Here is a 25,975-nt window from a genome sequence, read left to right on the forward strand (position 1 = left end):
GTGGAGAGTGTCAGTGCATGACGGGTGCCGGGGCGCCCTCGGGGGTGACGGGCTTCCGGACCATCGACGAGGCGACGATCCCGAACAGGGAGATCACGGCGCCGACCAGGAAGGCCAGGTGCACTCCGGACGCGGTGGCCGTCGCCGTGTCCGCGGCGTCACCGCTCGTGGCCGCGCTGGTGGCCCCGATCGTGAGGAGCGTGACGAACAGTGCCGTGCCCGCGGCGCCCGCGAGCTGCTGGGCGGTGCCGAGCACTGCGCTGCCGTGCGAGTACAGCCGCGGCGGGAGTCCGCCGAGCGCCGAGGTGAACAGCGGCGTGAAGGTGAGCGCGAGGCCGAGGCTCAGCACGACGTGGGCACCGAGCACGAACCAGACGCTGGTGTCCGCCGTGACGGTCGAGAGCGCCCAGAGCACGGCGCTGATGATGACGGAGCCCGGGACGAGCAGGACGCGCGGTCCGTGGCGGTCGTAGATGCGACCGACGATCGGGGACAGCAGGCCCATGAGCAGCCCACCCGGGAGCAGCAGCAGGCCGACGCTGAGGACCTCGAGACCGAGCACGCGCTCCAGGTAGATCGGCAGCAGGATGAGCGTGCCGAACATCGCCATGAAGCTGATCGCCATCGCGACGATCGGGATCGTGAAGCCCTTCGTGCTGAAGGTGCGGAGGTCGAGGAGGGCGGCGTCGCGACGCTGCAGTCGGGTCTGGCGGACGATGAACACCGCGAGGGCTGCGAACCCGACGACGAGCGAGGTGATCGGCAGCGCCGGACCGGTGGTGCCGCTCTCGCCGATGCTCGACAGGCCGTAGACGATCCCGCCGAACGCGAAGGCGGACAGGATGACCGAGGCCACGTCGATGGCCGACTTGCGGGGTGTCGAGACGTTGCGCACCTTGACCATGCCGAGCACGAGCGCGGCGAGCGCGATCGGGAGCACGAAGCCGAACAGCCAGCGCCACGAGAAGGCGTTGAGGATGAGGCCGGAGATCGTCGGCCCGATCGCCGGGGCGACCGAGATGACGATGGAGATGTTGCCCATCACGCGGCCGCGGTGCGCGGGCTCGATGAGGGTGAGGACGGTGGTCATGAGCAGCGGCATCATGATCGCGGTTCCGCTGGCCTGCACGATGCGCCCGACGAGCAGCATCGTGAAGCCCTGCGCGAGCACCGCGACGAGGGTGCCGGCCGAGAACAGGCTCATCGCCCAGACGAACACCGGGCGGGTGTCGAACCGCTGCAGCAGGTAGCCGGTGACCGGGATGACCACGGCCATCGTCAGGAGGAAGCCGGTGGTGAGCCACTGGCCGGTCGCGGCGCTGATGTCGAGGTCGTCCATGAGCCGCGGCAGCGCCACACCCATGATCGTCTCGTTGAGGATGACGACGAACGCGGAGACGAGCAGCAGCCCGATCACGAGTCGGGTGCCGGCGGGGGAGGGGGCTTCGAGGCTCCCGGTACGGGGCGCGGAGTCGACGGCCTGGGTCAAGGGGGCTCCTGGAGGATCGTGGTGTGGCGCGCACCCGGACGGACGGGTGCCGAGGCTGGAAGCACTGACGGGTCCCGATCATTCCCGAGCCGGGGAACGTCGGGTGGAACGGCGTGTGGACGGTCAGTGCAGGATGCGGAAGCCGTCCTCGTCGCCGTGCGGCGCGACCTCCCGCACGGCCACGTCGGTGACGCTCGCCGAGGGCGGGCCGGAGCGGAGCATGACGACCAGCGCGTCGACCGCGGGTGCGGGGCCCTCGGCCTCGACCTCGACGGTGCCGTCGAACAGGTTCCGGGCGTACCCGGCGAGTTCGAGTCCGTCGGCCTTCCGCGCGGTCCACCACCGGAACCCGACGCCCTGAACCGTGCCACTGACGACGGCGTGCTTCCTCGTGGTCGTGCTGCCCATGCGGCCGATGCTAGGCGGGGTGTGTTTCGCCAACGTTCCGGCTACGTTCCGGTGCGGTGACCCTCGTGATACGGTCATCAGTACCCGAACAGATCGGGTCAGTAGGACCTGAACAAGAGGGGGCATCGCGATGTCCGAGCCCGGGATCCGCGTCGCCGTCTCGACCGTCATCGTGGCGCTCCGCCCACATCCCGACACCGGCGTCCCCGCACTCTGGATGCCGCTCGTCCGCCGCGTGACCGAACCGCACGAGGGCTCGTGGGCGCTGCCGGGCGGATGGGTGGGCGCGGACGAGGGCCTCGACGACTCCGCGGCCGCGCGCCTCCGCGAGACGACGAAGGTGCAGCCGCGGTACCTCGAGCAGCTCTACGCGTTCGGGGACGTCGGCCGCTCCCCGAGCCGGGTGGTGTCGGTCGTCTACTGGGCGCTCGTGCACCCGGACGAGGCGAACGTCGTTCCCGACGACTGGAACGTGCGGTGGTTCCTCGCCGACGAGCACCCGCCGCTCGCGTTCGACCACGACCGCATCGTGGAGTACGCCCTCTGGCGGCTCCGGAACAAGGTGTCGTACTCGCGGATCGCGCAGGCGTTCCTCGGCGACCGGTTCACCCTCGCCGAGCTCCGCGGTGTCTACGAGGCCGTGCTCGGCCGGACGCTCGACCCGGCGAACTTCCGGCGGCAGGTCGCGCAGAGCAACGCGGTCCTGCCCACCGACGAGACCACGAGCGGCGACCGGCACCGACCGGCCCGCCTGTACCGCTCGAACCCCGACCTGTCGTACGCGGACAACGGCCCGCTGACGACCCGACCCACCACCGCGCACTGAACGGGGACGGAACCGTGTCCATCGCGACCACCATCGAACTGATCTCGAACGGCCGGGCGGCCGGCACCACCTGCACGCCCGACCTCGCCGCTCCCACCTGGGACTTCGACGCCGTGCCCGGGTACGGCCCCGGGTCGTCGATGTCCGACGTCATCCCGACGACGGCGCCCCGCCAGGGTGTGCTGCCGGACGAGTACAAGCACGCGCCCGACGAGGAGCTGCACGAGCGGATCGAGCGGGCGAAGGCGACCCTCGGCGACCGGGTGGTCGTCCTCGGGCACTTCTACCAGCGGGACGAGGTCGTGCGCCACGCGGACTTCCTCGGCGACTCGTTCCAGCTCGCGAACGCCGCCCTGACCAAGCCCGACGCCGAGGCCATCGTGTTCTGCGGTGTGCACTTCATGGCCGAGACGGCGGACATCCTGGCGCGGGACGACCAGCGCGTCATCCTGCCGAACCTGGCCGCCGGGTGCTCGATGGCGGACATGGCCGACATCGACAGCGTCGAGGCCGCCTGGGCGGAGCTGACCGCGCTGTACGGCTCCGACCCCGACGCCGACGGCCGTGTCCCGGTCATCCCGGTCACGTACATGAACTCCGCCGCGGACCTCAAGGCGTTCTGCGGTCGGAACGGCGGGATCGTGTGCACGTCGTCGAACGCCGCGACGGTGCTCGAGTGGGCGTTCGAGCGGGGGCAGCGCGTGCTGTTCTTCCCCGACCAGCACCTGGGCCGGAACACCGCGAAGGCGATGGGGATCAGCACCGACCGGATGCCGATGTGGAACCCGCGCCTGGCCGGGGGCGGCAACACCGCCGCCGAGCTGCTCGACGCCCAGGTGGTCCTGTGGCACGGGTTCTGCTCCGTCCACCGCCGCTTCACGGTCGACCAGATCGAGCAGGCCCGCCGCGAGGACCCCGACGTGCGCGTGATCGTGCACCCGGAGTGCCCGATGGCCGTGGTGGACGCCGCGGACGTCGCCGGCAGCACCGACCTCATCCGGAAGACCGTCGCCGCGGCCACCGAGCCGACGTCGTTCGCGATCGGCACCGAGGTCAACATGGTCAACCGGCTCGCCGCCGAGTACCCGCAGCACACGATCACGTGCCTCGACCCGGTGGTGTGCCCGTGCTCGACCATGTACCGCATCCACCCCGGCTACCTGGCGTGGGTGCTCGAGGCGCTCGTGGACGGTGTCGTGCTCAACGAGATCGTGGTCCCCGCCGACGTCCAAGTCGACGCGAAGGTCGCGCTGGAACGCATGCTCGCCGCGAAGCCCCGCCCGCTGGGGACCCGGGCCTGATGCACGTCGTCGTCGTCGGGTCGGGGATCGCCGGCCTGACCGCCGCGATCCGCGCGAGCACCGAGCACGACGTCACCCTCGTCACGAAGGGCACCCTGACCGACGGCGCCACGGCGTCCGCGCAGGGTGGCATCGCGGTCGCCCTGGGGGCCGACGACACCGCCGCCCTCCACCAGCACGACACGCACGTCGCAGCCGCGGGCACGGCGGACGCCCGCGCCGTCGACGTCCTCTGCACCGACGGTCCGGCCCGCGTGCGCGACCTGGTCGCCCTCGGGGTGCCGTTCGACCGGACGCCGGACCCGGCCGCACTCGACCGGTACGGCGACGACCTGGCGCGGGGGCGCGAGGCCGCCCACGGGCGCTGGCGCATCCTGCACGCGGGCGGCGACGCGACCGGGGCCGCGGTCGAACGGACCCTCGTCGCCGCACTGCACCGCCGGCACGTCACCATCCTCGAGCGGACCTGCCTCACCGACCTCGTCGTCCGCCACGGACAGGTCGTCGGCGTCGACGTCCTCGACCTGCTCGGCGAACCGCGGCGGATCGACGCGGACGCGGTGCTGCTCGCCTCGGGGGGAGCCGGCCACCTGTACCGCGAGACGACCAACCCGCTCGTCGCCACCGGGGACGGTGCCGCCGCGGCCTGGCGGGCCGGCGCCGTGCTCGCCGACCTCGAGTTCGTCCAGTTCCACCCGACGCGTCTCGCCGTGCCCGGCGGTGGGCTGGTCTCCGAGGCCGTCCGCGGTGAGGGAGCCGTCCTGCGGGACGAGCGCGGGCACCGCTTCATGCGCGACGTGCACCCGGACGCCGAGCTCGCGCCGCGGGACGTCGTCGCGCGGGGGATCGCGAGCGCCATGCGTGCCCAGGGCGGGCGCCCCGTGCTCCTCGACGCGACCGGGCTCGACCCCGCGTTCCTGCTCGCCAGGTTCCCCGGCCTCACCCGGGCCACACGGGCGGTCGGCGTCGACTGGACCCGGGAGGGCGTCCCGGTCGCACCCGCCGCGCACTACGCCATGGGCGGCGTCGCGACCGACACCGAGGGCCGCACCAGCCTGCCCGGGCTCTCCGCCGTCGGGGAGGTCGCCTGCACCGGCGTGCACGGGGCCAACCGCCTCGCCTCGAACTCGCTGCTCGAGGGCCTGGTGTTCGCGGTCCGCGCCGCCGACGCACTCGGGTCCCCGCGCCCCGACCGGCCGCGGCTGCGCGGCGACGCGACGCTCGCGCCGACCGTCGTCGCCGATCCGCCGGACGGCAGGCGGGCCTCCCGTCCGGTGGACGGCGTGCGTCTGTCGGTCGGCGACCGGCCGGGAGGCCCGGGCCGGGTCGGCACCGACACCGCCGTCCGCGACGCGGTCCAGGCCGTGATGACCGAGCACGTCGGCCTGCTGCGCGACGCCGCCGGTTTGGCGGAGGCCCGGCGGGTGCTCGCCGTGGTGCCGGCGCCGCTGCCGACGACCGTGCGCCGTGCCGAGGACCGGGCGCTGCTCGACCTCGCCCGGGTGACGGCGCTCGCCGCCGAGGCCCGGACCGAGTCCCGCGGTGCCCACGCCCGGACCGACCACCCCGACACCGACCCGACCGCGCCGATGACGACCGCATGGGTCCGGGCCCGACCGGCCGGCCCGTCCGACGCCGCGCCCACCGCCCTGCAGGAGGTACTCGCATGACCGCTCCCGCCGCCCCGGCCGCTCCCACCGCCCAGGCCGCTCCCGCCGCCCAGGCCGCTGCCACCGCCCCGGCCGTGCCCGCCGTCACCGACCCCGGCACGGTCCCGCCGCACGTGCTCCGGCGGGTGATCGACACCGCGCTCGAGGAGGACGCGCCGTGGGGTGACGTCACGAGCGAGACCCTCATCCCCGCGACGGCGGCCGCGGCCGCGAGCCTCGCGGCGCGTGAGCCCGGCGTGCTCGCCGGCGGCGAGGTGTTCGTCGCCGTGATGCACGCCGTCGACCCCGACCTCGCCGTGTCCGTGGCACTCCGCGACGGGGACGTCTTCGCCGCGGGGGACGTCATCGCGAGCGTGACCGGGTCGGCCCGGTCCGTGCTCCGTGCCGAGCGGGTCGCCCTCAACCTCGTGCAGCGCATGTCCGGGATCGCGACCCTCACCGCGCAGTACGTCGCCGCCGTCGCCGGGACCGGTACCCGGGTCGTCGACACCCGGAAGACCACGCCCGGCCTCCGCGCGCTCGAACGACACGCGGTGCGCTGCGGCGGCGGCCACAACCACCGGACGTCGCTGTCGGACGCGGTCCTGGCGAAGGACAACCACCTCGCGGTGCTCCTGGCCGGCGGCACGGACATCGGCGACGCGATCCGGGCCGCACGACGGCGTCTCGGGCACACCGTGCACCTCGAGGTCGAGGTGGACCGCATCGACCAGATCGAACCCGTCGTCGCCGCGGGCGTCGACACGGTCATGCTCGACAACTTCACCGTGCCGATGCTCGAGGAGGGCGTGGCCCTCGTGGCGGGCCGCGCGCTCGTCGAGGCGTCGGGCGGGGTCTCGCTCGACACGGTGGCCGCGATCGCCGCGACCGGGGTCGACCTCGTGTCCGTCGGCGCCCTCACGCACTCGGCGCGGGCGCTCGACCTCGGGCTCGACGTCGACGTCCGCCCGGTCTGACGCCGTGTTCTACCTCGACCGGGCCGCGACAACGCCCGTCCGCCGCGAGGTCCTCGAGGCGATGTGGCCGTACCTGACCGGCACCTTCGGCAACCCGTCCTCCACGCACGAGGTCGGGGACGCCGCGGCCCGGGGCCTGGCAGGTGCGCGCTCGGCGGTCGCCCGCGCCCTGGGCTGTCGGCCCGGCGAGGTCGTCTTCACGAGCGGCGGCACCGAGGGTGCGAACACCGCGGTGAAGGGCATCGCGCTCGGTGCACCCCGCGGGCGGCACGTCGTGACGAGCGCCGTCGAGCACGAGGCCGTCCTCGAGAGCTGCCGGTACCTCGAACGGCACCACGGCTTCACGGTCACGGTCGTGCCGGTCACGGCGGACGGCACCGTCCTGCCCGAGACCCTGCGCGCGGCACTCCGCCCGGACACGACGCTCGTGACCGTCGCGCACGCGGACAACGAGATCGGCACGGTGCAGGACGTGCGGGCACTCGCAGAGGTCGCGCACGCCGTGGGTGCGCGGTTCCACACCGACGCCGTGCAGTCCGCACCGTGGCTGCCGGTCGGGCTCGACGTGCTCGGGGTCGACGCGGTCTCGGTGTCCGGGCACAAGCTCGGTGCGACGAAGGGCATCGGGGCCCTGGCGGTCCGGGCCGGTGTCGCGCTCGAGCCACTCCTGCACGGCGGTGGACAGGAGCGCGGCCGACGTTCGGGCACGGAGGACGTCGCGGGTGCGGTCGGTCTCGCGGCGGCGTGGGGGAGTGTCCTCGCCGGACGGGACGCAGCCGCGGGAACGGCCACCACGGTCCGGGACGCCGTCGTCGCCGGGGTGCTCGCCCGGGTGCCCGGCGCCGTGCTGACCGGGTCGCCGGACCGCCGACTGCCGGGACACGCGTCGTTCTGCTTCGCGGGCGTGCTCGGCGAGACGGTGCTGCTCGAACTCGAGCGCCGGGACGTCGTGTCGTCGTCAGGGAGCGCCTGTGCCGCGGGCAGCACCGAGGCGTCGCACGTGCTGACGGCGCTCGGCCTGTCGGAGGACGTGGCCCGCTCGGCGGTGCGGTTGACCTTCGACGAGACGCTGACCCGGGCGGACGGCGAGCAGGTGGTGGACGCCGTCGTGGCGGCCGTCGCGGCGGTCCGGATGCTCGGCTGACCCCGTGTACTAGACGTTCTACTCCAGCTCTGGGGCCGTGTCCCCCCTTCTGCGGACAGGAGGTGTCCGGCAGAGTGGTCACATGGCCAACGTGACGATCCGACCGGCGACGCAGGACGACCGCTTCCGAGCGGTCCAGCTCCTGCCTGCGCCCGCCACGGTCCTCGCGCTGGCAGTCGGCGCAACGCACGGCCTCGATGCGCTGCCCCTCGGCGTCATCGCCGTCGTCGGTGCCCTCGCCACCCTCGCGAGTGCCCTGCTGCCGGCGCACCTGGACCGGGCTGGACGGTCCATGGCGGCGCCGACGGAGGCCGACCGGTACCGGGAGGGCCGGCTCCACCACTGACCACCCGAGGTCTGCACCGCCGTGCTGGCGGTGCGCTGGACCGGACGCACCCCCTGATGCGCGTCCGGCCGGGACGCCGGCCCCTGCCGTGCTGCTCCCGGAACGACCGGGCCCGCTGCGGATCCGGGACGATCGACCCCTGAACGATCGCTCCCGTTCCCCCTGAGATCTGCGGCGGGTCCGGTCCCGTCAGGCCGAGGTGCGGTGCGCCACGGTGCCGGGCCAGTGGTAGTCCAGGTCGTCCGGGACGTCGGGGAACAACGGTCGGTAGTGCTCGGGCGCCTTCTGCACGAGCTTGGACCGGTGCGACAGGTGCACCCGCTCGTCCGTGTTCCACGACGGGACCTCGAAGTCCCCGCGTTCGTACGCCACGAGGTCCTCCGGCACGAGGGCCAGGTCCGCGAGGGTCTTCTCGAGGCACGTGTCCGCGTGGCCGCGCTCGAGCCAGACCCGGCACGTCGCGTCCTGGTACGCCATCAGCGCCGGCCGGAAGCCACGCCACATCGCGGTGACCGGGTGGTGCTGCCAGCCGTAGTCCGGCAGCGTCAACGCACGCATGACCTGCAGCGTCTCGACCCGTTGCTTGCCGAGACGCTTGTCGTCGAGCACCTCGGCAGAGGCCCGGAAGTCGGCGAACGGCAGGAAGGTCTGCATCTGTCGGACGGTACGCCGGCGGGCCGGGAACCGACACAAGTCGTCACAACGACACCCTGCTCGGCGGGCACGTGTGAGCATCGAGCGCATGAGCGGAACCCTCGTCGTCGGTGTCAGCGGCAGCCCATCGGACCCGTCCCGTACCTCGACGCTCGTCGGGGCGACGGTGGAGCGGCTCGTGGCCGAGCTGCCCGACGCCGAGTCCGTCACCGTGGAGATCGGGCCGCTCCTGGCCGACCTCGGTGCCGCCGCCGGGCGGGAGCAGATGGCCGCCGAGACCCAGGCCGCACTGGCGGCGGTGGAGGCGGCGGACGTGCTGGTCGTCGGGAGCCCGGCGTTCCGCGCCGCGTACTCCGGTGCGTTCAAGCTGTTCTTCGACTGGATCGGCCAGTACGACCTCGTCGACACCCCGGTGCTGCTCACGGCGACCGGCGGCAGCGACCGCCACGCGCTCCTCGTCGAGCACCAGATGCGACCGCTGTTCGGGTTCTTCCAGTCGACGACGCTCCCGCTCGCGGTGTTCGGGAACGAGCGCGACTTCACGAAGCGGGCCGGCGGGTACGACATCGCGAGCGTCGACCTCGAGCTGCGGATCGACCAGGCCGTCCGTCGGGCGCTGCCGATCATCCGCGGCGGCTTCGTCGCCGCCGGCGTCGACGACGTGCGGCGGCCGGCCGACTTCTGACGGGCCTCCCGGCCGGCTCGCCGGACGCCCCCGTCACGGTGAGACGCCCCGGGAGGCGCGAGACGCCTCCGGATCCGGCGGCGCCGCGACGACGTGGCGGCGTCTCGGCTCTCGGCGTCTCGGCGGGACGCCGCCGTCAGCGGGGCAGCAGCGACGCGAGGTGCGCGACGGCCAGCCGGTACCCGTCGGCGCCCGCGCCGGCGATGACGGCGGTCGCCGCGGTGGCGACGTGGTCGACGTGCCGGAACGGCTCGCGCTTCCACGTGTTCGACAGGTGCACCTCGATGACGGGGACGCGCAGTGCCTCCACGGCGTCGTGCAGTGCGATCGAGGTGTGCGCGTACGCCGCGGGGTTGATGACGACGCCCGCGAAGTCGTCGAGCGCCTCGTGCAGCCACTCGACGAGTTCACCCTCGCGGTTCGTCTGTCGGAAGTCGGCCTGGAGCTCGTGCACCGCGGCCTCGGTGTGGACGATCGCCTCGATCTCGGCGAGCGTCACCGTGCCGTACTGCTCCGGGTCACGGCGGCCGAGGATGTCCAGGTTCGGGCCGTTGAGGACGAGGATGCGCATGCTCCGAGCCTAGCGAGCGGCCGTGGCCGGGGCGGTTCCGCCACGGAACGGTTGCGCGAGCGGGCACGAGGGGTCAGGTTGGTCTCGACGAAGGGACCGCACATGTCGACCATGGTGTTCATCAACCTGCCGGTGTCCGACCTGGACCGGGCGACCGGGTTCTACCGGGCACTCGGCTACCCACTGAACCCGGTGTTCAGTGACGACACCGCTTCGAGCATCGTCATCAGCGACACCGTGTACGTGATGCTCCTCACGCACGCGAAGTTCTCCGAGTTCACGGACAAGACCATCGCCGCGTCGGACACGATCGAGGTCATCAACTCCCTGAGCGCCGAGACGAAGGACGAGGTCCACCGGATCGTCGACGCCGCGGTCGAGGCCGGCGGGACCGAGGACCGACCGGAGATGGACCTCGGGTTCATGTTCCAGCGCAGCTTCGTCGACCCGGACGGCCACCGCTGGGAGTACGTCTGGATGGACCCGGCCGCGGCCGAGGACGGCCCGCACGCCGACTGACGCCGCACCGGTCGTGCCGTCCGCCAGGATGGGACGATGACGACGGATCTCGTGACCGGCGAGGACGGCCGCGCCCGACCGCTGTGGGCATCGGTCGACCCGATGCTGCGGGAGTACTACGACACCGAGTGGGGCATGCCCGTCCGGGACGAACGAGGCGTCTTCGAGCGGCTGTCGCTCGAGGCGTTCCAGTCCGGCCTGTCGTGGCGGACGATCCTGGCCAAGCGCCCGGCGTTCCGGGCGGCCTTCGCGGACTTCGACCCCGACGTCGTCGCCGGGTTCGGGGAGGACGACGTCGCACGGCTGCTCGGTGACGCGGGCATCGTCCGGAACCGGGCGAAGATCGCCGCGACGATCACGAACGCCGGCGCGACCATCGCGCTGCGGGCGGACGGCGGGCTGGCGGACTTCGTCTGGTCCTTCCGGCCCGCCGACACCCCGAGGCCACGGACCGTCGCCGAGGTCCCGACCACCAGTCCCGAATCGACCGCGCTGTCGAAGGCGCTGCGGAAACGGGGGTTCGCCTTCGTCGGACCGACCACCATGCACGCGCTCATGGAAGCGCTGGGGATCGTCGACACGCACCTCGTCGGCAGCCACCGCCGGGGGACGTCGGGCGTCTGGCCCGACTGACGAGCCCGTCCGCACCGGCGTCAGTCGAGCGGGAGCCGCATCTGCAGCGAGGCGACCTCGTACCCCAGCTGTTCGTAGAGCTCGCGCGCGCCGGTGTTGTAGCCGAAGACGTTGAGACCGATGCTCGTCGCGCCCTCGCTGCGGGCGACCTCGTGGGCGAGCTCGAACGCTCGTCGCGCGTGCCCCTGCCGGCGGTGGTCGACGTCGACCTCGATGTCGAACACCCACCAGTCGCTGCTGCCCGGGGTGAACGGGCCGATCCAGAGGTGCCCGACGACCGTGTCGTCCTGGTCGGTCAGCTCCCACACGTGGTGCCCCGCCGCGGGTGACCCGCCGGGGAACCAGGTGTCGAGGGAGCGCTGCTTGTTGGCGTCGGCCTGCTCGCGGCTCTCACCGGACCGCACGCGGGACTCGACGTACTCCGCCATGGAACGGTCGAGCCACCCGGGGAGTCGGTCCGCGGGCATCGGCACGAGGCGGACGGCACGCATCGGCCGCTCCGCTCGCCCGTCGTCCGGGGCCGTCACCGGTTGCCCTTCGAGCCGCGCTTCGGCTTGCCGGACATGCCGCGCGGCGTCCGGCCGCGTCCCGTGGAGTTCTTCCCGCCGCCGCTCTTCGCGCCGGTGCCCTTCGTCGCACTCCGCTTGGCGACGGTCTTCGCGTTGGACGCCGTGGCCTTGCCACCGCCCTTCGCCGGGCGGGCACGGTCCGCGGTGTCGGGATCCGGGCCTCCCGGCTGGTCCGCCTGGTTCCGAGAGCTGTTGGCGGTGCGGCCGCGGACCACGCCGATGAACTCCTCGGTCAGCTCGGAGGCGTCCTCGTCGCGCCAGACCAGGGCGACGCGGGTGCCGGGGGAGCCGGCCAGCGGTCGGGACACGAGGTCCTTCCGGCTCGCCGCGCGGAAGAGCGACTGCGGTAGGACGACGACGCCGACGTTCGCCTCGACCAGGTCGAGCGCAGCGGACACGTCCGGCGGCACCGGGCCGGCGTCGAGGACCGTGACGTCGGCGAGGTCCGCCTCGGTCACCTCGTCGAGGTCGGCGAGCGGGGAGTCCTTCGGGGCAGCGACGACCGCGGTCTCGGTCCAGAGCGGGATCGCGTGGTGCTGCTCGGGCACGGGCATCCGGGCGAACACCATGTCCGCGTCGCCCTCGATCGCCGCGGTGACGCCGTCGGCCTCCACGGGCAGGAGCACCAGGTCGACGTCCGGACGACGCTCCCGCCACACCCGCACCCACTTGGCGGGGGAGACCCCGGGTACGAAGGCGATGGCGAGCGCGGTCATGCACCCGAGCATACGGGCCGTACCCTTGTCACCATGGCCCAGGAACAGACCATGAAGCCCGAGACCGCTGCCAAGAAGCTCGGCGTCCTCCTCTCGGCGACCCCGGAGTCGTTCCGCGCGGGCCCGATCGCTCGCACGACGTTCGACGAATTGCAGAGCGAGCCGCCGACGTGGCTCCAGGACCTCCGTCGCGACGGGCCGCACCCCCGCCCGGTCGTGGCCGCGCGCCTCGGCGTCTCGATCTCCGGACTCGCCCGCGCCGGCGTCGACGACGTCCTCACCACCGAGCAGATCAAGCAGCTGCTGCAGGAGATGCCCGAGTGGCTCGTCCGCGAGCGCTCGACCCAGGCCGCGGTCCGCTCCGAGAACGTGCGCGTGAAGCAGGAGCGCGCCGCCCGCACCGAGGGCTGACACCCCCGATGCACGCGACCGTCGCCGACGCGGTGCTCGTCGTGCCGCAGTTCGCCTCGGTCTGCTGCATCGTCGGGGACCGGTACCGCCCGCGGCCCGGGGTCATCGTGCCCGCGGCGGTCATGCTCGTCGCCATGCTCATGCCCGTGGTCCAGGCCGGGCCGTCGTGGACGATCCTCGCCGCGGCGCTGCTGCTGTTCCTCGCGCCGCTGCCCGTCGTGCGACGGCGTCGGGGTGACGGCCGTCGCGCGGAACCGATGGACGTGCACCGGGCGCTCTCGGCGGTGGTCATGGCCGGCATGCTGTTCATGGGTCACGCCTCCGAACTCGTCGGCGGTGCCGTGCACGCGCACGCGCTCGTCCTGACGGCGGTGCTCGGAGCCGGGGTGATCGGGTACTGCGCCTTCAGCGGCTGGCTGCTCCGGTACGAGTGGGCCCGGGAGGACCGCCGTGCCGTCCGCAGCGGCGAGGTGTTCGCCATGACCGTCGCCGTCGTCGGGATGACCCTGGCGATGTGACCCGGTCCCGCCGACGCGGTTGCCCGGCGTCACGGGAGCACCGCGTTACGGTTGCGTGGTGTCCGACCGCATCGTCCGCCGCCCCGACGCTCCGTCGCCCCGACTCGACGAGGTCGACGAGCGGATCCTCTGGGTGCTGGCCGCCGATGCCCGGATCCCGAACAACCGACTCGCAGCAGCGGTCGGCATCGCTCCGTCGACGTGCCTGGTCCGGGTCCGTGCGCTCGAGGACGCCGGCGTCATCGCGGGCTACCGGGCCGAGGTGGACATCGCCCGGCTCGGGTTCTCGATCGAGGCGATGGTGTCCGTGCGGGTGCACGCGGCCGCACGCCACGAGCTCCGGGAGTTCGCGAAGCGCCTGCTCCGGGTGCCGGTGGTGCTCGACGTGTCGTTCCTGGCCGGCGACAAGGACTTCCTCGTGCACATCGCGTGCACGTCCACCGAGCAACTGCGGGACTTCGTCGCCGACGAGCTGAGCGGTGACCCCTCGGTCGCGACGACGCAGACCTCGATCGTGTTCGAGCGGTTGGTCGCCGACCGGGAGCACCAGGCCCGCTCGTACGGCGAGCTGCGCCGCTGGCAGGCCTAGCGCCGCAGCCGCTCCGGCCGGGTCAGCGCGTGCGGACCATGGGGGTGTGCGGGATGGCGTCCTCGAGGAAGTCCTCCCCCGAGCGCACGAAGCCGAACTGCGCGTACCACTCGCCGAGGTGTGCCTGCGCGTTGATCGCGATGCTGGGGGACCGGCTCTCGGCGATCGCCGCCGTCATCAGCGCCGCCCCGAGCCCCTTGCCGCGGGCGTGTGCCGCGGTCGCGACGCGGCCGATCCGCTCGGTGCCGTCAGGCTCGCGGAGGAGTCGCAGGGTGGCGTCGACGGACCCGGTCCCGGCCCAGAACTGCACCGTGCCCGGCTCGAGGTCGCGGCCGTCGATGTCCGGGTAGGCGCACTCCTGCTCGACCACGAACACGTCCTGCCGCAGACGGAGGATCTCGTGCAGCGTGACGATGTCGAGGTTGCGAGTGGGGGCACTGAAGGTCGAGGTCACGCCGTTCCTGACTGTTCGATGTGAATGAGGAGCAGGGCACCGGTGCTGGTCTACCGTGCCGGTCAACCACTCTACGTGCGCAGCCGAGATCAGGAGGTGAGCGCATGGACGCGACGATGCGTGCACCCTGGCGCACGGTCCTGCGATGGGCGCTCATGGCCTGCGGGATCGTCGCAGCCGTCGTGCTGCTCTCGATCGTCCTCGGCGCCCGACCGGCTGCCGCTGTCGGTGGTTCCCTGCTCGGGAGCGGGGCGCAGACCCAGGCGGCACCGCGGCCCGACGGCCTGGTCGGCGGAGTGGTCTCTGGCGTCGGCAGTGCTGCCCAGCGCGTGACGAGCGGGGTCGGCGACGTCGTCGACCGCGCCGTGGCACCGGTCCGCAGCGCCGTTCCTGCCCCCGTCCCGCCGGCTCCGCGCCCGGTCGCCCCGGCACCGGCCGCTCCGGCTCCTGTGGCCCCGGCCCCCGTCGCGCCGGCCGCTCCGGCACCCGTCGCATCCGCCCCGGCGGCACCTGCGCCGGCTCCCGTCGCGCCGGCCCCCGCTGCCCCCGTCACGACCCCCGTGGCCGAGGCGACGCCTGCAGCACCGACGACCTCCCGGCCGGCCGGGGACGATTCCGGGCCCGCGCCAGCGGCACCCGCGACCACCGCCGTCGGCACTCCGGCGGAGACCCCGAGCCGTCCGGGCACGAGCCGTCCGAGCCCGACCCGTCCGGGCACGACCGGCCCGGACACGAACCGTCCGGGCACGTCGCTCGTCGACGGCCTCGTGCCGGACGTGACCAGTGCCTCCCGGCCGGTCGCGGACGGCGTCTCCGGGGCACTGGCCCCCGTCACCGGGACGGTGCAGACCGTGACGGCCGTCGGCCCGGTGACCTCCATCGTGGCGACCGTCGACCGGGTGGTCGGGAGCCTCCCGGTCGTCGGCACGCTGCTCGGCGACGACGCCTTGGGCGGGGTGACCGACCCCGTGACCGGCATCGTCGACGGAACCCTCGGCATCGTCGGCGACACCGTCGCCGTCGTGCCGGACGTGGTGGCCGGGGTGCCCGGGGTCGTCGGCGGACTCCCGTCCGTCGGCGATGGGCTCCTGCCTGGAGGCCCGCTCCCCGTCGTCGACGTCCCCGTCCGCCCGGTGCTCCCCGGCTCCGGCGGTGCGCTGCCGGGGGCCCCGGTCGTCGGGCCCGGGCCGGCCCCGACCTCGGCCCCGACCCTCCCGGTCGACCGCGAGGGTCCTGTCGGCCGCGACGGCGGCGAGGTCGGGGCCGTCGTGCCGTCGGTGGGGACGACGGACGATGCGTCCGTGACACCCGCTGCGGGACAGCGCTCGGCGACCGCCGTCGCCGTCGCAGCAGAAAATTCGTCGCGGTCGATGGTCGGGACGGTCGCTGACGAGGTCCTCGTCCCGGCTCCCGCGACGGCGACGTTCGGCGGCGAGGCCCTCGTCCTCCCCGAGGGCGGCGCACCCACGCGGGCCCCGTTCGACGGCGCCACAGGCAGCTCCACGGGCGGGTCCGCCTCCGGTGGCTCGGCCGGCGCGAACGTCCTCGGCACCGTGGGCGCCGCGAACCCGACCTCCCCCCTCGCCGCGGGCCTTGGCGGCTCGGTCTCCGACGACGCCCTCCCAGCGTCGGTCACCGGCGACCACGACGTCGCTCCCGATTGAGATCGGCGCACCTGCCCGTCACGGCAGGACGCGCCACCGACCGCCTCTGTGTGCGGTCGACCATCCATCTCGATCAGGAGTGAACGACCATGAACAAGAACGTCTCCCGAGGGCTGTGGTTCGCCCTCTGTGTGGGCGGGCTGACCTTCGGTGGAGCCGTCGCGGCGAACGCGGCGACGACCACCGGTGAGGACGGCACCGTCTCCGGAACCCAGGTCGCGCCGACCGTCGACGCGCCCGTCTCCGTCACCCGCAACGCCTTCGGCATCGTCGGCGACGCGGTCTCCACGACCGCTCCGGCCGCACCTGCGCCGGCGGCACCTGCGCCGGCACCCGCGGACCCCGCGCAGGCAGCACCAGCGCCCACCACCAGCGGGGCCGACGGCGTCGCGTCCGGCACCCAGGTCGTACCCGACGTCAGCGTTCCCGTCGACGTGACCGGCAACGCGGTCGCCGTCGTCGGGGACGCGGTGGCGGCACCGGCCCCAGCGCCGGCTGCCCCGGCTCCCGCGCCGGCTGCTCCCGCTCCCGCGCCGGCTGCTCCGGTGGCCTCCTCGCCCACCACATCCGGCGAGGACGGCGTGCTCTCGGGCACCCAGGTCGCCGGTGCGGTGGACGTGCCGGTCACGGCGACCGGCAACGCCGTCGGTGTCCTCGGTGACGCTGCCGCCACGAGCTCGCGCTCCGGGTCGTCCTCGGCTCCGGCAGCTCCGGCCGGTGACACGACGACCGCCTCGACCTCCGGGGAGGACGGCGTGCTCTCGGGCACCCAGGTCCTGCCGGACATCACGGTCCCCGTCACGGTCTCGGGCAACGGGATCGGCGTGCTCGGGGACGGATCGGCCACCGGGACCTCCGCGGCCCCGGCAGCTCCGACCGGTGGCACGACGAGCGGCTCGACCTCCGGGTCGGACGGGCTCATCTCCGGCACGCAGTTGCTCGGGACCGTCTCGGTCCCGATCACGGTGACGGGCAACGGGATCGGTGTCGTCGGTGACGGCACGAGCACCGGTGGCTCGACGGGCTCGACCCCGACGACGGGTACCGCTCCGGCGGCTGGTGGGACGACCTCGGGTGAGGACGGCATCGGTTCCGGCACGCAGGTTTCGCCGGTGGTGTCGGTCCCGGTGACGGTCGGTGGCAACGGCATCGGTGTCGTCGGTGACGGCACGAGCACCGGTGGCTCGACGACCGGTTCGACCCCGTCGACGGGTACTGCTCCGGCGGCTGGCGGGACGACCTCGGGTGAGGACGGCATCGGGTCCGGTACGCAGGTGTCGCCGGTGGTGTCGGTCCCGGTGACGGTCGGTGGCAACGGGATCGGTGTCGTCGGTGACGGCACGAGCACCGGTGGCTCGACGACCGGTTCGACCCCGACGACGGGTACTGCTCCGGCGGCTGGTGGGACGACCTCGGGTGAGGACGGCATCGGTTCCGGTACGCAGGTCTCGCCGGTGGTGTCGGTCCCGGTGACGGTCGGCGGCAACGGGATCGGTGTCGTCGGTGACGGCACGAGCACCGGTGGCTCGACGACCGGTTCGACCCCGACGACGGGTACCGCTCCGGCGGCTGGTGGGACGACCTCGGGTGAGGACGGCATCGGTTCCGGCACCCAGGTGATCCCGGTGGTGGACGTCCCGATCACGATCGGCGACAACGGCATCGGCATCATCGGCGACGGCTCCACGACCCCGATCGTGACGGCGCCGGGCACCGACCCGGGCACGACGCCGGGCACCGACCCGGGCACGACGCCCGGCACCGACCCGGGCACGACGCCCGGCACAGACCCGGGTACGACGCCGGGTACCGTCCCGGGTTCGACGCCGAACACCGGCACCACCCCCGGCGGCACGGGCAGCACGCCCGACGTCGGCACGGACCCGGTCGTGGGCACCACTCCCGGCGTCCGCACCACCCCGGTCACCGACACCGTCCCGATCGTGGACGCCGGCACCACCCCGGTGCTCGTGACCGACGGGCTCCGGTCGACCGCGACGCTGGTCACCGCAGGTCAGGCGGCACCGGCAGCGACGGCCGACCGTGCGACGGAGGACGCCGACGGTGCCCTCGCCTACACGGGCGCGGACGACCCGGCGTTCCCGGCACTGGCGGCGCTCCTGCTGCTGCTCGCCGGCCTCGGGACGCTCGCCCTGCGACGCCGCCACTGACGGCCCGATGAGAGCGGGTGCGGAGCGCCGGGTGACCGGCGCTCCGCACCCACCTGCGCTCCGGCCGATGCCGCGTCCGGTGCATCGCGACCGAACGTGCCGCCGGGTCACGTCGTCCGGAGGCGCGACCCGGGTGCGTGGCAGCGGGTCGCGCCTCCAGGACGGTCGCTCGGACCGGCGCACGTGAGGCGGGACACACGTCGAGGACGGCAGATCCGGCCGCCGCCCGCGACGCTGTGTGACGTCCGGTGCAGCGCCGGAGGCAGCGGTCGGAGGCCTGGGGTATCGTCGGGAGCACGCAAGCGCTCCGGGGTCGGTGCAAGTCCGAACCGGTGGTGACAGTCCACGAGCGCCGCGCCGGGTCCGCCCGGTGTGGGGTTGACCTGGTGCAATCCCAGGACCGACGGTGAGAGTCCGGACGGGAGGAAGCGCTGACGGAAGGTGACGGTCGTTCCGCGACCCCAGCCTCCCGTCCGCCGACGACCGTCGCGCGCACCCGGAGTCCCGTTGAGAGGACACCAGTGTTCACCGGCATCATCGAGGAACTCGGCACCGTCACCGCCGTCGACGAACGCGGCGACTCCGTCGCCCTGACCGTCCGCGGTCCGCTCGTCGTCTCCGACGCTCGGCACGGCGACTCGATCTCGGTCTCGGGCGTGTGCCTGACCGTCGTCGAGCAGACCCCGGAGACCTTCACGGCGTTCGTCATGAAGCAGACGCTCGACATGAGCGCGCACGGGTCCTTGCGGTCGGGCGACCGCGTCAACCTGGAGCGAGCGGCCTCGGTGGGGGACCGGCTCGGTGGACACATCGTGCAGGGACACATCGACGGCACCGCGACCGTGCTCGAGACCGACGACGGCGACGGGTGGCGACGGGTGCGCTTCGCGCTGACCCCGGAGCTGAGCCCGCTCGTGGTCGACAAGGGATCGGTCGCGATCGACGGCGTCTCGCTCACCGTCAGCGCCGTGTCCCTGGAGTCGACCGCCCCGGATGCCGCGTGGTTCGAGGTCAGCCTCATCCCCGAGACGCTCGCGGCGACGACCCTCGGCGCACGGGTGCCCGGCGACCGGGTCAACATCGAGACCGACGTCCTGGCACGGCACGTCCGCCGCATGCTGCGCCTCGACGCCGCCGCGGCGGCACCAGGCGTGGCCGGCGCCGGAGCGGAGGCCCGGTGATGACCGCCGAGACCGCCCCCGTCACGAACGCCGGGCCGACCACGGGTGCGGGCCCGACCAGATCCCGGCCGAACCCGGGACTGTCGACCGTCGAGGACGCCCTCGCCGCGATCGCCGCAGGCCGGCCGGTCATCGTGGCCGACGACGAGCGCCGCGAGAACGAGGGCGACGTCGTCCTCGCCGCCGAGCTCGCGTCCCCGGAGTGGATCGCCTGGACCGTGGCGCACTCGTCCGGCTTCATCTGCGCGCCGGTCAGCGCCGCGATCGCCGACACCCTCGACCTGCCGCCGATGGTGGAGCACAACGAGGACGTCCGCGGGACCGCCTACACCGTGACCGTGGACGCCGCCGTCGGGGTCACCACCGGCATCAGCGCCCACGACCGAGCACGGACGCTCCGGGTGCTCGCCGACCCGGCGTCCGTCCGGGACGACCTGCACCGCCCGGGGCACATCGTCCCGCTGCGTGCGCGACCGGGCGGCGTCCGGGAGCGCGCGGGGCACACCGAGGCAGCCATCGACCTGGTCACCGCCGCGGGGTTGCGGCCGGCCGCGGCGATCTGCGAGATCGTCGACGAGCGCGGGGACATGATGCGTCTGCCGCAGCTCGTCGGACTCGGGGAACGCGAGGGCGTCCCCGTCATCACCATCGCCGCGCTGGCCTCCTGGCTGGACGCGGCCAACCGGGCGGCGGACGACGCCGCCCACACCGAAGGGACACACGCATGAGCGGAGCAGGAGCGGCCGAGCGCGAGCACGTCGACGGCAGCGGCATCCGGGTCGCGATCGTCGCCGGCCAGTGGCACGACGTCATCGCGGCGGGGCTGCTCGACGGCGCCCAGCGCGAGATCGAACGGCTCGGAGCGACCGGTCAGGTGTTCCCCGTCCCCGGGAGCTTCGAGCTGCCGGTCGTCGCGAAGGCCGCCCTCGAGGCCGGCTACGACGCGGCGGTCGCCCTCGGCGTGATCATCCGCGGCGGGACCCCGCACTTCGAGTACGTCTCGGACGCGGCGACGAGCGGCCTGACCCGGGTGGCGATCGACACCGGCAAGCCCGTCGGGTTCGGGGTGCTCACCCTGGACGACGAGCAGCAGGGGATCGACCGCGCCGGGCTGCCCGGGTCCAAGGAGGACAAGGGCGCCGAGGCCGCGCACGCCGCGGTCGCCACGGCCGTCACGCTGCGCGGGCTGCGCACGCCCGCGTAACGCCGCCGGGTCCTGGCTCGGACCTGACTCCGGACCTGGACTCCGGTCCGGACGACGCAGAACGGCCCCGCACCGTCCGGTGCGGGGCCGTTCTGCTGCGGGAGGTGACTACCGCTTGCCGAACACGTGGATCGGCAGGAAGAAGGAGAGGCTCATCAGGAGCACACCGGCGATGAACACGAAGCCCTGCCCGGAGTCGAGCTGGAACGCGAACCCGAACAGGTACATCGACACCAGCAGCAGCAGGATCGAGAAAACAGCGGCGAGGACGCGGCCCACGGTGGTACCTCCGGGAATCAGCGGGTGGATCGCGCCCAGTCTATCCCCAGGACCGGGCGCGACCGTTCACCGGGACGGTTTCGTCGCGATCAGGCGGTCGACGACCTCGAGCAGGGCGGCCATGTCGACGGTGCCGCGGTCGGGCCGGACCTCACTCGCCGCCCCGAGTGACGCGGCGTGGTACAGCCCGTCGCCGAGGAGCTTCACGGCCTGCGCGGTCGGCACGTCCCCGAGGGCGTCGACGAGGGTCGCGAGCCAGGCGTTCTCGGTCTCGTCGAGCGTGCGGCCGGCTTCCTCGTACCCGGCCTGCTGCAGGCGGGACGCGGCCAACAGCGCGAGGTCGAGCTCACTGCCGACGAACTGGCAGTTCTCGACGAAGTAGCGGGCGGGTCCGTCCTCGGCCGCACGCATGCGCTCGACGTCGAGAGCGGAGAGGTCGGCGAGCCGCTCGCACAGCCCCTCGACCAGGGCCGCCTTCGACCCGAAGTGGTAGAGCAGTCCGCCCTTCGAGACACCGGCGCGCGCGGCGACGGCATCGAGCGTCGCGGGACGTTCACCCTCTTCGCACACGATGGCGACGAAGCTGTCGAGGACGCGGTCGCGAGCACTGGCCATGCGCTGAGTCTAGGGACACCCGGCGCTCCGCGGCGCCCGGAGACGGACACACGACGTGGCCGTGCCGGTCGGGGGCGGATAACCTCACCGAGACCGTCGAGGTCCACCACGAACAGGAGCCGCATGTCAGCGCAGACCGCGACCACCCCGAGCCCGACCCCGCCCGCGGACCCCCGATGGGCCGTCCTCGGACCGGGCAGCATCGCCCGGCGTTTCCTGTCCCAGCTCTCCGCGAGCGGCGGGGTGCTCGTCGCCGCCGGGAGTTCCTCGGTCGAGCGTGCCCGGGCCTTCGCGGCAGAGGCCGGGGAGCACGGCTTCCCGAACGTGACCGCCGGCACCTACGACGAGGTCCTCGCCGACCCCGGCGTCGACGCCGTGTACATCGCGACCGTGCACACCGGGCACGCCGACCTGGTGCTCGCGGCGCTGCGGGCGGGCAAGGCCGTGCTGTGCGAGAAGCCGCTCACGCCCGACCACCGCACGACGACGGTGCTCGTCGACGCGGCCCGCCGTGCCGGGCTGCCGCTCGTCGAGGCGTTCATGTACCGCTTCCACCCGCAGACGGCGGCGCTGCTCGACCTCGTGCGGGACGGCGCGGTCGGTACGGTCACCCACGTCGACGCCGCGTTCGCGTTCCGGGTCGAGGAACGCTCCGGGCGCCTGTTCGACGTCGCCACCGCCGGCGGCGGCATCCTCGACGTGGGGTGCTACCCGGTGACGATGACGGCCGCGATCGTGCAGGCCGCCACGGGGACGGCGGCCGCCGAGCCGGTGGAGCTCTCCGCCGTCGGGACGATCGGTCCGACCGGGGTCGACGAGTGGACCGTGGCGAATGCGACGTACGCGTCGGGCATCACCGCGAGCCTCCGCACCGGCATCCGCGTCGAGGACGCGAACGCCGTCGTCGTGCACGGGAGCCGGGGCACCATCACCCTCCGGGATCCGTGGACCATCGGCGGGGAGCCGGTCATCGCCGTGCAGACCGTCGACGACGCCGGCACGCAGCGGTCCTTCCCGGACGTGGCCCCGTACGGACTCGAGGCCGCGGCCACGATCGACGCCCTGCGTGCCGGCCGTGTCGACGCACCGCAGATGACGACCGACGAGACCCTGGCCACCGCGCGGACGCTCGACCGCTGGCGCGCGGCGATCGGGCTGCGGTACCCGTTCGAGGCGGAAGCGGCGGAGGACACCCCCGCGGCGGAGGACACCCCCGCGGCGGGGGAGGCCTGACGGTCCGCTGACGCCGTGGGCGCGACCGCCTGCCGGACGGGAAGCACGGGACGGCTCGCCACCGGGCCTCCCGACCGCCAGTTGGTTGCATTTGCAACCGTGACCGTCCGGACGGTACACTAGCAGGACCCTGACGGGACGCGTGACGACTTCCGCGTCCCGTCTCGTCTGCGCCGGTCCGGGAGGACCAGCGGCGCGACATGCTCGAAGTCCTGGAGTCCGCCATGTCCGCACTGCTCACCAGCCCCGTCGCCACCCGGATCACCGCGAGCCGCGCCTCCCGGTTCGCGGCGCTCGCGGTGCTCATGCTGCCGGTGCTGCTCATCTCGGTCGACAACACCGTCCTGAGCTTTGCGCTGCCCTCCATCGCGCGCGCCCTGCACCCCGATGCGACCACGCAGCTCTGGATCGTCGACGCCTACCCGCTCGTCCTCGCCGGCCTGCTCGTCGTCATGGGCAGCATCGGTGACCGCATCGGTCGCCGCCGGATCCTGGTGACCGGAGCGACCGGTTTCGCGGTGCTCTCCGTCGCCGCCGCGTTCGCGACCGAGGCCTGGATGCTCGTCGCCGCCCGGCTCGCGATGGGCGTCTTCGGCGCGATGCTCATGCCCGCCACGCTCTCGATCATCCGGAACGTCTTCCCGGACGCGGGGGAGCGGCGCCTCGCGCTCGCCGTCTGGTCGACCATGTTCGCCGCCGGCAACGCCCTCGGCCCGCTCGTCGGCGGCGTCCTGCTCGCGCACTTCCACTGGGGCAGCGTGTTCCTGGTCGCCGTGCCGATCCTCGTCGTGATGCTCGTCGCCGTGCCGTTCTGCGTGCCGGAGTCCCGCGACCCCGAGCCCGGGCCCGTCGACGTCCCGAGCATGCTGCTCTCCCTCGGCGCCCTCGGCCCGCTCGTCTGGGCGATCAAGTCGCTCGTGCACCCCGAGGAACGCGGTCTGGCCGTCGCCATGGTCGCGGTCGGTGTGCTCTGCGGGATCGCGTTCGTCCGGCGGCAACTGCGCACCCGCACGCCGATGCTCGACATGCGCCTCTTCCGCAGCACGGCCTTCACCGGCAGCGTGCTCATGAACATGGCCGCGATGTTCTCCCTCACCGGCTTCCTGTTCTTCGTCGCCCAGCACCTGCAGCTCGTCGCCGGCCTGGACCCCTTCGCGAGCGGCCTCGTCCTCGTGCCGGGTGCGGTGCTCACCATCGTCGCCGGGCTCGTCGTCGTACCGGTCGTCGCCCGGGTCGCGCCGCGCTGGGTCGTCTCGGCGTCGCTGCTGTTCTCCGCGGTCGCGTACGCCCTCGTCGCCGGGCTCGGGCACCACGCGACCATCGCCGCGCTCGCCTTCGCCTTCGTGTTGCTCGGTATCGGCATCGGTGCGTCCGAGACGGTCACGAACGACCTGATCATCTCCACCGCCCCGGCGGACAAGGCCGGAGCAGCATCGGCCATCTCGGAGACCGCGTACGAGATCGGCGCCGTGCTCGGGACCGCCGTCCTCGGGACGATCCTCGCGTCGGCGTACCGGGCGAACGTCGTCGTCCCCGAGGGGCTGTCGTCCACCGCGCACACCGCGGCGGGGGAGACCCTCGGCGGAGCGGTCGCCGCGGCCGCCGAACTCGGTGGACCGGCGGGGCAGGCGCTGCTCGAGTCCGCGCGGGCCGCCTTCGACTCCGGCGTGACCACGACGGCGGGCGTCGCCGCGGCGCTCATGGTCGCCGCGGCCGCCGGTGCGGTCGTGATGCTGCGGCGGCACTGAGCCCGTCGGCTCGCGCGGGCCCGAGCGGGCAGCCCGAGCCGTCGGCCTGCGCCGTGCCGCGCCGTCGTCCGGAGCGCTCCCGAGCGGGCACGGCCGCGTGACGGCACGCCCGGGATGGGCCGAACCTGTGAATCATGGACCCGCACCATGCCGCAGGTCCTACGTTGGGGGATGGCCGCGACGTCCGCGGCCGTCCCCCCGAACGAGGAACGACCACGACTGACATGCCCGACGCCGCCGACCTCCCGCAGGCAGACGTCCCCCAGGCCGACATGGCCGCCGCGTACAAGGCGGCCTTCCGCGGACACCCCGCCGGTGTCGCGGTCATCACCGCGGAAGGCCCGGACGGTCCGACCGGTCTCACCGCCTCGAGCGTCGCCTCCGTCGCGGTCGACCCGCCGGTCCTGGTCTTCTCGCTCTCCACGAACTCCGGGTCCGCCGGCGTCGTGCTCGGTGCCCCGGTCTTCGTGGTGCACCTGATGGACGCCCGCGGCGTCGCGCTGGCCAAGCGCTTCGCGTCGACCGGCAGCCCCGCCGCGGACGACCCGATCTGGGGTGCCCTGCCGAGCGGCGACCGCTACCTGCCCGACGCCGCCAGTGCCCTGCGCTGCCGTCCGCTGTCGACGACCCCGATCGGCAGTTCGACCGTCGTCGTCGCCGAGGTGCTCGACATCGTCGTCGGCCTCGACCGCGGCGAGCCGCTGGTCTACCACAACCGGGAATTCCACTCCCTGACCGATCGTTCCCGGCTCTCGTGAGCCGCGGAACCCCGCACCGCACATCACCGATCGAAAGGACCGCACATGGCTGAGTACACCCTGCCCGAGCTCCCCTACGACTACGCCGCCCTCGAGCCGCACATCAGCGGCAGGATCATGCAGCTGCACCACGACAAGCACCACCAGGCCTACGTGACCGGTGCCAACACCGCGCTGCAGCAGCTCGGCGAGGCCCGCGAGTCCGGCAACTTCGCGAACGTCAACAAGCTCGAGAAGGACCTCGCGTTCCACCTCGGTGGCCACGTCAACCACTCGATCTTCTGGACCAACCTCGGCCCGGACACGAAGGTCCCGGAGGGCGAGCTCGCCGCCGCGATCGACGAGTTCTTCGGCTCGTTCGAGAAGTTCCAGGCGCAGTTCGCGGCGGTCGCCAACGGCATCCAGGGCTCCGGTTGGTCCGTCCTGGCTTGGGACGTCGTCGGCCAGAAGCTGACGACCTTCCAGCTGTTCGACCAGCAGGGCAACATCCCGTTCGGTCTCGTGCCGATCTTCATGCTCGACATGTGGGAGCACGCCTTCTACCTCGACTACCTCAACGTCAAGGCGGACTACGTCAAGGCCGTGTGGAACATCGTCGACTGGGAGAACGTCGCCGCCCGCTTCGAGAACGCCAAGTCCCAGAGCTTCGTCACGCTCTGAGCA

30 protein-coding genes and 1 riboswitch are annotated in these 25,975 nt (G+C 73.3%); of the genes, 21 read left to right on the forward strand and 9 right to left on the reverse strand.

Annotated elements, in window-relative coordinates; all coding sequences use genetic code 11:
- Positions 1-10: 10 nt before the first annotated feature.
- Positions 11-1,489, reverse strand: a complete 1,479-nt coding sequence (locus tag DEJ16_RS10475) for a DHA2 family efflux MFS transporter permease subunit (RefSeq protein ID WP_110824688.1) — start codon at positions 1,487-1,489, stop codon at positions 11-13.
- 123 nt (positions 1,490-1,612) lie between these two features.
- Positions 1,613-1,897 (reverse strand): acylphosphatase, encoded by a 285-nt coding sequence (locus tag DEJ16_RS10480; protein WP_110824687.1) that lies wholly within the window; start codon positions 1,895-1,897, stop codon positions 1,613-1,615.
- Positions 1,898-2,027: 130 nt separating this feature from the next.
- Here DEJ16_RS10480 and DEJ16_RS10485 point away from each other — a divergent pair, with 130 nt between their 5' ends.
- The 6 genes from DEJ16_RS10485 (at position 2,028) to DEJ16_RS10510 (ending at position 8,140) form a co-directional block, all read left to right on the forward strand.
- Positions 2,028-2,723 (forward strand): NUDIX domain-containing protein, encoded by a 696-nt coding sequence (locus DEJ16_RS10485; RefSeq protein ID WP_110824686.1) that lies wholly within the window; start codon positions 2,028-2,030, stop codon positions 2,721-2,723.
- A 14-nt stretch (positions 2,724-2,737) separates the two neighbouring features.
- The gene (gene nadA, locus DEJ16_RS10490; RefSeq protein WP_110824685.1) at positions 2,738-4,024 is read left to right on the forward strand and encodes a quinolinate synthase NadA; all 1,287 of its coding nucleotides are present in this window, start codon (positions 2,738-2,740) and stop codon (positions 4,022-4,024) included.
- Positions 4,024-5,694 (forward strand): L-aspartate oxidase, encoded by a 1,671-nt coding sequence (locus tag DEJ16_RS10495; protein ID WP_110824684.1) that lies wholly within the window; start codon positions 4,024-4,026, stop codon positions 5,692-5,694. The genes nadA and DEJ16_RS10495 overlap by 1 nt, the downstream gene beginning before the upstream one ends.
- Positions 5,691-6,650, forward strand: a complete 960-nt coding sequence (nadC, locus tag DEJ16_RS10500; protein WP_110824683.1) for a carboxylating nicotinate-nucleotide diphosphorylase — start codon at positions 5,691-5,693, stop codon at positions 6,648-6,650. Before DEJ16_RS10495 ends, nadC begins: the two co-directional genes overlap by 4 nt.
- 4 nt (positions 6,651-6,654) lie before the next feature.
- A complete protein-coding gene (locus tag DEJ16_RS10505) occupies positions 6,655-7,794 on the forward strand; it encodes a cysteine desulfurase family protein (protein WP_110824682.1) in 1,140 nt (379 codons plus the stop codon).
- A gap of 82 nt (positions 7,795-7,876) precedes the next feature.
- Positions 7,877-8,140, forward strand: coding sequence for a hypothetical protein (locus tag DEJ16_RS10510; RefSeq protein ID WP_110824681.1), 264 nt, complete (start codon positions 7,877-7,879; stop codon positions 8,138-8,140).
- 189 nt (positions 8,141-8,329) lie between these two features.
- On the opposite strand, the gene DEJ16_RS10515 is transcribed toward DEJ16_RS10510, so the two are convergent.
- On the reverse strand, positions 8,330-8,794 hold the full coding sequence (locus DEJ16_RS10515) for an MSMEG_6728 family protein (RefSeq protein ID WP_110824680.1): 465 nt from the start codon (positions 8,792-8,794) through the stop codon (positions 8,330-8,332).
- 88 nt (positions 8,795-8,882) lie between these two features.
- On the opposite strand from DEJ16_RS10515, the gene DEJ16_RS10520 reads away from it, so the two are divergent.
- Positions 8,883-9,479, forward strand: coding sequence for an NAD(P)H-dependent oxidoreductase (locus DEJ16_RS10520; RefSeq protein ID WP_110824849.1), 597 nt, complete (start codon positions 8,883-8,885; stop codon positions 9,477-9,479).
- A gap of 136 nt (positions 9,480-9,615) precedes the next feature.
- Here DEJ16_RS10520 and aroQ read toward each other — a convergent pair whose 3' ends face one another.
- On the reverse strand, positions 9,616-10,050 hold the full coding sequence (gene aroQ / locus DEJ16_RS10525; protein WP_110824679.1) for a type II 3-dehydroquinate dehydratase: 435 nt from the start codon (positions 10,048-10,050) through the stop codon (positions 9,616-9,618).
- Between the two features lie 102 nt (positions 10,051-10,152).
- Between aroQ and DEJ16_RS10530 the strand changes: the two genes are divergently transcribed.
- Together DEJ16_RS10530 and DEJ16_RS10535 are read left to right on the forward strand one after the other, a co-directional pair.
- Entirely contained in the window at positions 10,153-10,569 is a 417-nt protein-coding gene (locus DEJ16_RS10530) for a VOC family protein (RefSeq protein WP_110824848.1), read from the forward strand.
- Positions 10,570-10,605: 36 nt separating this feature from the next.
- Positions 10,606-11,202, forward strand: coding sequence for a DNA-3-methyladenine glycosylase I (locus DEJ16_RS10535; protein WP_110824678.1), 597 nt, complete (start codon positions 10,606-10,608; stop codon positions 11,200-11,202).
- 20 nt (positions 11,203-11,222) lie between these two features.
- Here DEJ16_RS10535 and DEJ16_RS10540 read toward each other — a convergent pair whose 3' ends face one another.
- Together DEJ16_RS10540 and DEJ16_RS10545 are read right to left on the reverse strand one after the other, a co-directional pair.
- On the reverse strand, positions 11,223-11,693 hold the full coding sequence (locus DEJ16_RS10540; RefSeq protein WP_146232865.1) for a GNAT family N-acetyltransferase: 471 nt from the start codon (positions 11,691-11,693) through the stop codon (positions 11,223-11,225).
- A gap of 32 nt (positions 11,694-11,725) precedes the next feature.
- Positions 11,726-12,487, reverse strand: a complete 762-nt coding sequence (locus DEJ16_RS10545) for a LysR family transcriptional regulator substrate-binding protein (protein WP_181419556.1) — start codon at positions 12,485-12,487, stop codon at positions 11,726-11,728.
- 33 nt (positions 12,488-12,520) lie between these two features.
- On the opposite strand from DEJ16_RS10545, the gene DEJ16_RS10550 reads away from it, so the two are divergent.
- From DEJ16_RS10550 to DEJ16_RS10560, 3 genes are read left to right on the forward strand one after another with little or no spacing between them, the layout of a single operon-like run.
- Positions 12,521-12,898 carry a DUF5997 family protein gene (locus DEJ16_RS10550; protein WP_110824675.1) on the forward strand — a complete coding sequence of 126 codons (378 nt, stop codon included), beginning with the start codon at positions 12,521-12,523 and terminating at the stop codon, positions 12,896-12,898.
- Between the two features lie 8 nt (positions 12,899-12,906).
- On the forward strand, positions 12,907-13,416 hold the full coding sequence (locus DEJ16_RS10555) for a hypothetical protein (protein ID WP_110824674.1): 510 nt from the start codon (positions 12,907-12,909) through the stop codon (positions 13,414-13,416).
- A gap of 58 nt (positions 13,417-13,474) precedes the next feature.
- Positions 13,475-14,005 (forward strand): Lrp/AsnC family transcriptional regulator, encoded by a 531-nt coding sequence (locus DEJ16_RS10560; RefSeq protein ID WP_110824847.1) that lies wholly within the window; start codon positions 13,475-13,477, stop codon positions 14,003-14,005.
- Between the two features lie 22 nt (positions 14,006-14,027).
- Here the strand turns inward: DEJ16_RS10560 and DEJ16_RS10565 are convergent, their stop codons facing one another.
- The gene (locus DEJ16_RS10565; RefSeq protein ID WP_110824673.1) at positions 14,028-14,459 is read right to left on the reverse strand and encodes a GNAT family N-acetyltransferase; all 432 of its coding nucleotides are present in this window, start codon (positions 14,457-14,459) and stop codon (positions 14,028-14,030) included.
- A 104-nt stretch (positions 14,460-14,563) separates the two neighbouring features.
- Here DEJ16_RS10565 and DEJ16_RS15775 point away from each other — a divergent pair, with 104 nt between their 5' ends.
- From DEJ16_RS15775 to ribH, 5 genes are all read left to right on the forward strand, one after another.
- On the forward strand, positions 14,564-16,123 hold the full coding sequence (locus DEJ16_RS15775; RefSeq protein WP_110899787.1) for a hypothetical protein: 1,560 nt from the start codon (positions 14,564-14,566) through the stop codon (positions 16,121-16,123).
- 89 nt (positions 16,124-16,212) lie between these two features.
- The gene (locus DEJ16_RS10575) at positions 16,213-18,294 is read left to right on the forward strand and encodes a chaplin family protein (protein WP_110824672.1); all 2,082 of its coding nucleotides are present in this window, start codon (positions 16,213-16,215) and stop codon (positions 18,292-18,294) included.
- A gap of 300 nt (positions 18,295-18,594) precedes the next feature.
- A riboswitch (FMN riboswitch) is annotated at positions 18,595-18,728 on the forward strand.
- An 87-nt stretch (positions 18,729-18,815) separates the two neighbouring features.
- Positions 18,816-19,475, forward strand: coding sequence for a riboflavin synthase (locus DEJ16_RS10580; RefSeq protein WP_110824671.1), 660 nt, complete (start codon positions 18,816-18,818; stop codon positions 19,473-19,475).
- On the forward strand, positions 19,475-20,203 hold the full coding sequence (gene ribB / locus DEJ16_RS10585; protein WP_110824670.1) for a 3,4-dihydroxy-2-butanone-4-phosphate synthase: 729 nt from the start codon (positions 19,475-19,477) through the stop codon (positions 20,201-20,203). The genes DEJ16_RS10580 and ribB overlap by 1 nt, the downstream gene beginning before the upstream one ends.
- Positions 20,200-20,679: a 6,7-dimethyl-8-ribityllumazine synthase gene (gene ribH, locus DEJ16_RS10590; protein WP_110824669.1), complete on the forward strand. Its 480-nt coding sequence runs from the start codon at positions 20,200-20,202 to the stop codon at positions 20,677-20,679. Before ribB ends, ribH begins: the two co-directional genes overlap by 4 nt.
- A gap of 108 nt (positions 20,680-20,787) precedes the next feature.
- On the opposite strand, the gene DEJ16_RS15780 is transcribed toward ribH, so the two are convergent.
- A complete protein-coding gene (locus tag DEJ16_RS15780) occupies positions 20,788-20,958 on the reverse strand; it encodes a hypothetical protein (protein ID WP_181419557.1) in 171 nt (56 codons plus the stop codon).
- Positions 20,959-21,024: 66 nt separating this feature from the next.
- Positions 21,025-21,573, reverse strand: a complete 549-nt coding sequence (locus DEJ16_RS10595) for a TetR/AcrR family transcriptional regulator (RefSeq protein WP_110824668.1) — start codon at positions 21,571-21,573, stop codon at positions 21,025-21,027.
- 123 nt (positions 21,574-21,696) lie between these two features.
- Here DEJ16_RS10595 and DEJ16_RS10600 point away from each other — a divergent pair, with 123 nt between their 5' ends.
- From DEJ16_RS10600 to DEJ16_RS10615, 4 genes are all read left to right on the forward strand, one after another.
- Entirely contained in the window at positions 21,697-22,806 is a 1,110-nt protein-coding gene (locus DEJ16_RS10600) for a Gfo/Idh/MocA family protein (RefSeq protein WP_110824667.1), read from the forward strand.
- A gap of 224 nt (positions 22,807-23,030) precedes the next feature.
- Positions 23,031-24,554, forward strand: a complete 1,524-nt coding sequence (locus tag DEJ16_RS10605; protein ID WP_110824846.1) for an MFS transporter — start codon at positions 23,031-23,033, stop codon at positions 24,552-24,554.
- 224 nt (positions 24,555-24,778) lie between these two features.
- Entirely contained in the window at positions 24,779-25,312 is a 534-nt protein-coding gene (locus tag DEJ16_RS10610) for a flavin reductase family protein (protein WP_258365926.1), read from the forward strand.
- 45 nt (positions 25,313-25,357) lie between these two features.
- Complete coding sequence (locus DEJ16_RS10615; protein WP_110824666.1) at positions 25,358-25,972, forward strand: superoxide dismutase; 615 nt, start codon at positions 25,358-25,360, stop codon at positions 25,970-25,972.
- Positions 25,973-25,975: the final 3 nt, after the last annotated feature.

The organism is Curtobacterium sp. MCJR17_055 (assembly GCF_003224335.1).
In the GTDB taxonomy this organism is placed as follows: domain Bacteria; phylum Actinomycetota; class Actinomycetes; order Actinomycetales; family Microbacteriaceae; genus Curtobacterium.

Bases quoted from the DNA above. Each gene is read 5' to 3' on its own strand.
- DEJ16_RS10480 (WP_110824687.1), bottom strand. From the start codon at position 1,897: ATGGGCAGCACGACCACGAGGAAGCACGCCGTCGTCAGTGGCACGGTT.
- DEJ16_RS10485 (WP_110824686.1), top strand. From the start codon at position 2,028: ATGTCCGAGCCCGGGATCCGCGTCGCCGTCTCGACCGTCATCGTGGCG.
- DEJ16_RS10495 (WP_110824684.1), top strand. From the start codon at position 4,024: ATGCACGTCGTCGTCGTCGGGTCGGGGATCGCCGGCCTGACCGCCGCG.
- nadC (WP_110824683.1), top strand. From the start codon at position 5,691: ATGACCGCTCCCGCCGCCCCGGCCGCTCCCACCGCCCAGGCCGCTCCC.
- DEJ16_RS10510 (WP_110824681.1), top strand. From the start codon at position 7,877: ATGGCCAACGTGACGATCCGACCGGCGACGCAGGACGACCGCTTCCGA.
- DEJ16_RS10515 (WP_110824680.1), bottom strand. From the start codon at position 8,794: ATGCAGACCTTCCTGCCGTTCGCCGACTTCCGGGCCTCTGCCGAGGTG.
- DEJ16_RS10520 (WP_110824849.1), top strand. From the start codon at position 8,883: ATGAGCGGAACCCTCGTCGTCGGTGTCAGCGGCAGCCCATCGGACCCG.
- aroQ (WP_110824679.1), bottom strand. From the start codon at position 10,050: ATGCGCATCCTCGTCCTCAACGGCCCGAACCTGGACATCCTCGGCCGC.
- DEJ16_RS10530 (WP_110824848.1), top strand. From the start codon at position 10,153: ATGTCGACCATGGTGTTCATCAACCTGCCGGTGTCCGACCTGGACCGG.
- DEJ16_RS10535 (WP_110824678.1), top strand. From the start codon at position 10,606: ATGACGACGGATCTCGTGACCGGCGAGGACGGCCGCGCCCGACCGCTG.
- DEJ16_RS10540 (WP_146232865.1), bottom strand. From the start codon at position 11,693: ATGCGTGCCGTCCGCCTCGTGCCGATGCCCGCGGACCGACTCCCCGGG.
- DEJ16_RS10545 (WP_181419556.1), bottom strand. From the start codon at position 12,487: ATGACCGCGCTCGCCATCGCCTTCGTACCCGGGGTCTCCCCCGCCAAG.
- DEJ16_RS10550 (WP_110824675.1), top strand. From the start codon at position 12,521: ATGGCCCAGGAACAGACCATGAAGCCCGAGACCGCTGCCAAGAAGCTC.
- DEJ16_RS10555 (WP_110824674.1), top strand. From the start codon at position 12,907: ATGCACGCGACCGTCGCCGACGCGGTGCTCGTCGTGCCGCAGTTCGCC.
- DEJ16_RS15775 (WP_110899787.1), top strand. From the start codon at position 14,564: ATGGACGCGACGATGCGTGCACCCTGGCGCACGGTCCTGCGATGGGCG.
- DEJ16_RS10575 (WP_110824672.1), top strand. From the start codon at position 16,213: ATGAACAAGAACGTCTCCCGAGGGCTGTGGTTCGCCCTCTGTGTGGGC.
- ribB (WP_110824670.1), top strand. From the start codon at position 19,475: ATGACCGCCGAGACCGCCCCCGTCACGAACGCCGGGCCGACCACGGGT.
- ribH (WP_110824669.1), top strand. From the start codon at position 20,200: ATGAGCGGAGCAGGAGCGGCCGAGCGCGAGCACGTCGACGGCAGCGGC.
- DEJ16_RS10595 (WP_110824668.1), bottom strand. From the start codon at position 21,573: ATGGCCAGTGCTCGCGACCGCGTCCTCGACAGCTTCGTCGCCATCGTG.
- DEJ16_RS10600 (WP_110824667.1), top strand. From the start codon at position 21,697: ATGTCAGCGCAGACCGCGACCACCCCGAGCCCGACCCCGCCCGCGGAC.
- DEJ16_RS10605 (WP_110824846.1), top strand. From the start codon at position 23,031: ATGTCCGCACTGCTCACCAGCCCCGTCGCCACCCGGATCACCGCGAGC.
- DEJ16_RS10610 (WP_258365926.1), top strand. From the start codon at position 24,779: ATGCCCGACGCCGCCGACCTCCCGCAGGCAGACGTCCCCCAGGCCGAC.
- DEJ16_RS10615 (WP_110824666.1), top strand. From the start codon at position 25,358: ATGGCTGAGTACACCCTGCCCGAGCTCCCCTACGACTACGCCGCCCTC.